The organism is Methylibium sp. (assembly GCF_013817365.1).
Lineage (GTDB): Bacteria > Pseudomonadota > Gammaproteobacteria > Burkholderiales > Burkholderiaceae_C > Methylibium.
Window position 1 is genome coordinate 1 of sequence record NZ_JACDCU010000218.1, and the last position, 6560, is coordinate 6560.

At 67.6% G+C, this 6560-nt stretch carries 5 protein-coding genes and 1 pseudogene; all 6 read left to right on the forward strand.

Annotated features, from left to right (window positions below; translation table 11 throughout):
* Nucleotides 1–263 (forward strand): annotated as a pseudogene (locus H0W38_RS13500) (ammonia channel protein); the annotation flags it as partial.
* 222 nt (nt 264–485) lie between these two features.
* On the forward strand, nt 486–1781 hold the full coding sequence (gshA, locus tag H0W38_RS13505; RefSeq protein WP_292454872.1) for a glutamate--cysteine ligase: 1296 nt from the start codon (nt 486–488) through the stop codon (nt 1779–1781).
* Between the two features lie 241 nt (nt 1782–2022).
* Entirely contained in the window at nt 2023–3909 is a 1887-nt protein-coding gene (locus H0W38_RS13510; RefSeq protein ID WP_292454875.1) for a potassium transporter Kup, read from the forward strand.
* Between the two features lie 94 nt (nt 3910–4003).
* The gene (locus H0W38_RS13515; protein WP_292454877.1) at nt 4004–4852 is read left to right on the forward strand and encodes a PA4780 family RIO1-like protein kinase; all 849 of its coding nucleotides are present in this window, start codon (nt 4004–4006) and stop codon (nt 4850–4852) included.
* Nucleotides 4853–4961: 109 nt separating this feature from the next.
* A complete protein-coding gene (gshB, locus tag H0W38_RS13520) occupies nt 4962–5945 on the forward strand; it encodes a glutathione synthase (protein ID WP_292454879.1) in 984 nt (327 codons plus the stop codon).
* A gap of 149 nt (nt 5946–6094) precedes the next feature.
* On the forward strand, nt 6095–6560 hold a 466-nt coding region (locus tag H0W38_RS13525; protein ID WP_292454880.1), incomplete at its 3' end, for an ATP-binding cassette domain-containing protein.

Genomic DNA, 6560 nt, shown 5'->3' on the forward strand with positions numbered 1-6560 from the left:
GCGTGGGCGGCATTCTCGGCGCGCTGCTCACCGGTGTGTTCTCGGCCGGCTCGCTGGGCGGGGTGAAGGGCGACGACTACTCGATGGTCAGCCAGATGCTGATCCAGGCCGAGGGCGTGCTCATCACGATCGCGTGGTCGGCGGTGGTGGCCTTCGTCGCCTACAAGATCGTCGACATGGTGGTCGGGCTGCGCGTGTCGGAAGAGGCCGAGCGCGAGGGGCTGGACATCACCTCGCACGGAGAGACGGCGTACCACGGTTGAGCGGCCTCACCCTCACCCCCTCCCGCCCTCTCCCGCCCGCGGGAGAGGGCGCAAGACCGGTCACTCCCTCGCCCCGCTTGCGGGGAGGGTCGGGGTGAGGGGGATCTTTCCAGGCCGCCTTCGGGCGGCCTTTGCGCTTCCGGCGGCGGGCGGCCTTGCAAGCCGCACCCTCGTCGCCACCTGCCTAGAATTCGTTTCCAGCATCAGGCAAAGGCGTTCGCCATGGTTCCGCACCTCATCACCGCGCTCAACGGCCCGATCAACGAACTGGAGCAGCGCATCCTGGAGTCCATGCCGGCCATCGAGCGCTGGTTCCGGCTCGAGTGGATGGAGCACACGCCGCCCTTCTACACCTCGGTGGACGTGCGCAACGCCGGCTTCAAGCTGGCGCCGGTCGACACCAACCTCTATCCCGGCGGCTTCAACAACCTGACCCCGGCGATGCTCCCGCTGGCGGTGCAGGCGGCGATGGCGGCGATCGAAAAGATCTGCCCCGAGGCCAAGAACCTGCTGCTGATCCCCGAGCGGCACACCCGCAACAGCTTCTACCTGCAGAACGTTCAGCGGTTGATGCAGATATTCGGCTCGGCCGGTTTGAACGTGCGCCTGGGCACGCTCGACGAGGCCATCACCGAGCCGACCCCGCTGCCGCTGCCCGACGGCTCCTCGCTGATGCTCGAGCCCTTGCTGCGCACCAAGCGCCGTCTCGGCCTGAAAGACTTCGACCCCTGCACCATCCTGCTCAACAACGATCTGTCCGCCGGCATCCCCAAGGTGCTGGAAGGGCTGCACGAGCAATATCTGCTGCCGCCGCTGCATGCGGGCTGGGCGGTGCGGCGCAAGAGCCTGCACTTCCAGGCCTACGAAGACGTGGCCAAGAAGTTCGCCAAGTTGCTCGGCATGGACCCGTGGCTGATCAACCCGATGTTCGCGAAGTGCGGCAAGGTCAACTTCCAGGACGGCTCGGGCCAGGAGTGCGTGCAGAGCCACGCCGACGCGCTGCTCGGCAAGATCCGCCGCAAGTACAAGGAATACGGCATCCAGGAAAAGCCCTTCGTCATCGTCAAGGCCGACGCCGGCACCTACGGCATGGGCATCATGACCGTGCGCGATGCCAAGGACCTGGAAGAGCTGAACCGCAAGTCGCGCAACAAGATGAGCGTCATCAAGGACGGCCAAGAGGTCTCCGAGGTGATCATCCAGGAAGGCGTGCCGACCTACGAGCGCATGAACGATGCGGTCGCCGAGCCGGTGGTCTACATGATCGACCGCTACGTGGTGGGCGGCTTTTACCGCGTGCATGCCGAGCGCGGCATCGACGAGAACCTGAATGCGCCGGGTGCGAGCTTCGTGCCCTTGGCCTTCGCCGAGCACCACCAGTTGCCCAAGCCGGGCGAAAAGCCGGGGGCGAGTGCGCCGAACCGGTTCTACATGTACGGCGTGATCGGGCGCCTCGCCATGCTGGGAGCGAGCTACGAACTCGAGGCGACGGACCCGGACGCCGAGGTGTACGAGTAGGCCGGCGGGCTCAGCTCGCTCACGCAGTTCCACGCTGAGCAAGTGAGAAGCGCCGCGCACGTCGCTGCGTATGAGCCGGCGACAGTGGCCGGTGTCGCAGGGTGCACCGGCATCCGCCGGGGCTTTACAGCGCAGCAGCGGCTTGGCCGGCTGCGTTCGATTTGCTGCACTGCAGCATGGTTATCGCGTGCGGCGAGTCCGCGGCGCACAATCGCGCTCCCGCCGATCCCCATCCCTGCCTGTGCAGTCACGTTCTTCCGTCGCGCCGACCGGCTCCAAGCTGGCGGTTTTGACTCTGGGCGCTGTTGGTGTCGTCTACGGCGACATCGGCACCAGCCCGCTGTATGCGCTCAAGGAAATATTCGCTCACGGCCGCCTGCCGCTGACGCCCGACAACATCTTCGGCATCCTGTCGCTGGTGTTCTGGACGATGACGACCATCGTCTCGCTCAAGTACGTGCTTCTGATCCTGCGCGCCGACAACCATGGCGAAGGCGGCCTCATCGCCATGCTGGCGCTGGCCTCGCAGGCGGTGCGCGAGAAACCGGCGCTGCGGCGGCGGCTGTTGGTGCTGGGGATATTCGGCACCGCGATCTTCTTCGGTGACGGCCTCATCACGCCGGCGATTTCGGTCCTGTCGGCGGTCGAAGGCCTCGAGGTCGCGGCCCCGGGCCTGCACGACTTCATCGTGCCCGTGACCCTGCTCGTGCTGACCCTGCTGTTCGCCGCCCAGCGCTTCGGCACCGGCGGCATCGGCAAGTTCTTCGGCCCGGTCACGGTCTTGTGGTTCGCCGTGCTGGTGCTGCTGGGAGTCGGCCACATCGCGCGCAATCCTGCGGTGCTCGCGGCGCTCAGCCCGCACCATGCGCTGTTGTTCATCTGGGTCAACCCGGGCACGGGGTTCTTCGCGCTCGGCGCGTTGATCCTGTGCGTGACCGGGGCCGAAGCGCTCTATGCCGACCTGGGCCACTTCGGCAAGAAGCCGATCCGGCTGGCCTGGTTCGGCCTGGTCTGGCCGGCGCTCACGATCAACTATTTCGGCCAGGGCGCCATGCTCCTGGCGCGGCCAGAGACGGTGAAGAACCCGTTCTACGAGATGGCGCCGGCCTGGGCACTGTTCCCGCTGATCGGCCTGGCTACGGCGGCCACGGTGATCGCCTCGCAGGCGCTGATCACCGCGGCGTTCTCCGTCACCAAGCAGGCCATCCAGCTCGGTTATTTGCCGCGGCTGCGCATCTCGCACACCTCCGTGCGCGAGACCGGCCAGATCTACGTGCCGTTCGTCAACTGGAGCCTGTACGGCTGCATCGTTCTGGCGGTGGTGGCCTTCGGCTCGAGCAGCGCATTGGCATCGGCCTACGGCTTGGCGGTGACGATCGACATGCTGATCACTACTGTGATGACCTTCTTCGTGATCCGCTACGGCTGGAAGTACCCGTGGGCGCTGTGCATCGCCGCGACCGGCTTCTTCTTCGTCGTCGATGCGGTGTTCCTCGCCGCCAACGCGATCAAGCTGTTCGACGGCGGCTGGTTCCCGCTGGCCATCGGCGCGGTGATGTTCCTGCTCATGATGACCTGGAAGCAGGGCCGCGAGCTGATGGGCGCGCGGCTGCGTGAAGACACGATCGATCTGGAGAGCTTCCTCGAATCGGTGTTCATCAGCCCGCCGGTGCGGGTGGCCGGCACCGCGGTCTTCCTCGCGGCCGAGCAGGGCAGCACGCCCAACGCGCTGCTGCACAACCTCAAGCACAACAAGGTGCTGCATGCGCAGAACCTGTTCGTCACCGTGCGCCACCACGAAGTGCCCTGGATCGCGTTCAGCAAACGCTGCGAGCTGCAGTCGCTCGGCCACTGCTGCTGGCAGGTGACGCTGAACTTCGGCTTCAAGAACGAGCCCGACGTTCCTGAGGCGCTCGGCCTGCTGCGCAGCCGCGGCGTGCAGTTCGACGACATGGAGACCAGCTACTTCCTCTCGCGCGACATCGTCATCCCGACGCTCGGCTCAGGCATGGCGATGTGGCGCGAGAAGCTGTTCGCGAGCATGCACCGCAACGCCGCCGCCGCCGCCGATTTCCTCAGACTGCCGACCAACCGGGTGGTGGAACTGGGCTCGAAGGTGGAGATCTGAGGCGGCGCGATCTGGGCCAAGCGCTGCGAGCGTGCCCGCTGCCCAAGACCGCCCAGCGCGCGCGGGCGAAGCGCCGCAGCGCAAAATCGCCGCAATGAAAGCACCCAAAAGACTGCAGTCGCTGATCGCGGAAGGCCTGATCGACACCGTCGTGCGCCAGCTCATGAGCGGCAAGGAGGCGATGGTCTACGTGGTGCGCTGCGGCGGCGACACCCGCTGCGCCAAGGTCTACAAGGAGGCCGAGCAGCGCAGCTTCCGCCAGGCGGTGGACTACACCGAGAACCGCAAGGTCAAGAACACCCGCCAGGCCCGCGCGATGGCCAAGGGCACCCGCTTCGGCCGGCAGGCGCAGGAGGCGGCCTGGCAAAGCGCCGAGGTCGATGCGCTCTACCGCCTTGCCGCCGCCGGCGTGCGCGTGCCCAAGCCGCACAACTTCTGCGACGGCGTGCTGCTGATGGAGCTGGTGACCGACCCGAACGGCGACGCCGCACCGCGGCTCAACGACGTGGCGTTCACGCCCGAAGAGGCCCGCGCGCATCACGCGAGCTTGTTGACGGAGGTGGTGCGGATGCTGTGCGCCGGTGTCGTGCACGGCGACCTGTCGGAGTTCAACGTCCTGCTGGCTTCAGACGGCCCCGTCATCATCGATCTGCCGCAAGCGGTGGACGCGGCCGGCAACAACCACGCGCAACGCATGCTGCTGCGCGACGTGGACAACCTGCGCGGCTTCTTCGGCCGCTTCGCGCCGGAACTGTTGCCCACCGAGTTCGGCCCGGAGATCTGGGGTCTGTACGAGCGCGGCGTGCTGCACCCGGAAGTGCAGCTCACCGGCCGCTTCGAACGCAAGACCGGCGCCGTGGATGTGGGCGGCGTGATGCGCGAGATCGACGACGCACGGGCCGACGAAGCGGCACGCCGGCTGCGCCAGCAGGCGACCGGCTGACGCAGGCGGCGGGCCGCCCGCTTCTTGCCCGCCCGCGCTGCGCTGACGCGCGAGCCGGCACGATCGCGCCGCTTGTGCAACAGTGGCGGCCTCTAGGAAACCGCCCGCCATGAAACTGCTTTTCGTCACCGATCCGCTCGGCGCATTCAGGATCTACAAGGACACCACCTTCACGATGATGCGCGAGGCCGCCCGGCGCGGCCACACGCTCATGGTGTGCGAACCCAGGCACCTGATGTGGTGCCACGGCTCGCGCGAGCTGCCGGGCAGAGGTCGGGTCACCGCCTCGGTGCTCGACATCGAGCTGACCGGCGATCCCGACGTCTGGTACCGCGCCGCACAGGCGTCCGGGCCGGGGCGCCCGCAAATCCTGAGCGAGGTCGATGCGGTGCTCATGCGCAAGGACCCGCCCTTCGACAGCGAGTACTTCTACGCCACGCACCTGCTCGAACAGGCCGAGCGCGACGGCGCGCGCGTCTTCAACTCGCCGCGCGCGCTGCGCGACCATCCCGAAAAACTCGCGATCCTCGAGTTCCCGCAGTTCATCGGCCCGACCCTGGTGACGCGTGACGCGGCCGACATTCGCGCCTTCCATGCGGAGCACCGCGACATCATCCTCAAGCCTCTCGACGGCATGGGCGGCATGGGCATCTTCCGCGTGCGCGAGGACGGCCTGAACCTGGGCAGCATCAGCGAAACGCTCAACAAGTTCGGCGCGCAGACGGTGATGGTGCAGCGCTTCCTGCCGGAGATCGTGCACGGTGACAAGCGCATCCTGGTGATCGGCGGCGAGCCGGTGCCGTATTGCCTGGCGCGCATTCCGCAGGGCACGGAGGTGCGCGGCAACCTGGCGGCGGGCGGCAAGGGCGTGGCGCAGAAGCTCTCCGCACGCGACCGCGAGATCGCCGAAGCGCTCGGGCCGGTGCTCGCTGCGCGCGGGCTGCTCTTCGCTGGGCTCGACGTGATCGGCGATTCGCTCACCGAGATCAACGTCACCAGCCCCACCGGTTTCGCCGAGATCGCGCAGCAGGCCGGCTTCGATGCGGCGGCGCGGTTCGTCGATGCGCTGGAGGCGGCACTGGCTGCGTCCTGAGCGAAAGCGTCGCGCGGTGGGCCAACCGGGAGGCCGCGCTGGCACAAGCGACGCGGCGCGAAGGCACTGCTGATCCGGCGGCGCCAAAGCCGCGCGACCCGCCGGGCGGATCTCGCCTTCGATAATCGGCGGTTCACTCCGACTTCGCCATGGCCCTCCTCACTCTCTCCAACGCCCATCTGGCCTTCGGCCACGTCGCTCTGCTCGACAACGCCGCGTTCTCGCTCGAGCCCGCCGAGCGCGTCGGCCTGATCGGGCGCAACGGCACCGGCAAGTCCTCGCTGCTCAAGATCATCGCCGGCCTGGAAAAGCCCGACGACGGGACGCTCCAGTTGCAAGGCGGCCTGCGCCTGGCGCTCGTGGCGCAGGAACCGCTGCTGGACCCCGACGCCAGCGTGTTCGATGCGGTGAGCGTCGGCGTGGCCGAGGCCAAGGCGCTGCGCGAGCGCTACGAAGCGCATGACCCGAGCGATGATCTCGATGCCATTCAGACCCGCATCGAGGCGATGGACGGCTGGACCTGGGAGCAGCGCGTCACCGAAACGCTGGAGCGATTGCAGCTTGCGCCGGAGGCGAAGGTCGGCCCGTTGTCGGGCGGCACGAAAAAGCGGGTCG

Coding starts and splice junctions, on each gene's coding strand:
- gshA (WP_292454872.1), top strand. CDS start 486: ATGGTTCCGCACCTCATCACCGCGCTCAACGGCCCGATCAACGAACTG.
- gshB (WP_292454879.1), top strand. CDS start 4,962: ATGAAACTGCTTTTCGTCACCGATCCGCTCGGCGCATTCAGGATCTAC.
- H0W38_RS13515 (WP_292454877.1), top strand. CDS start 4,004: ATGAAAGCACCCAAAAGACTGCAGTCGCTGATCGCGGAAGGCCTGATC.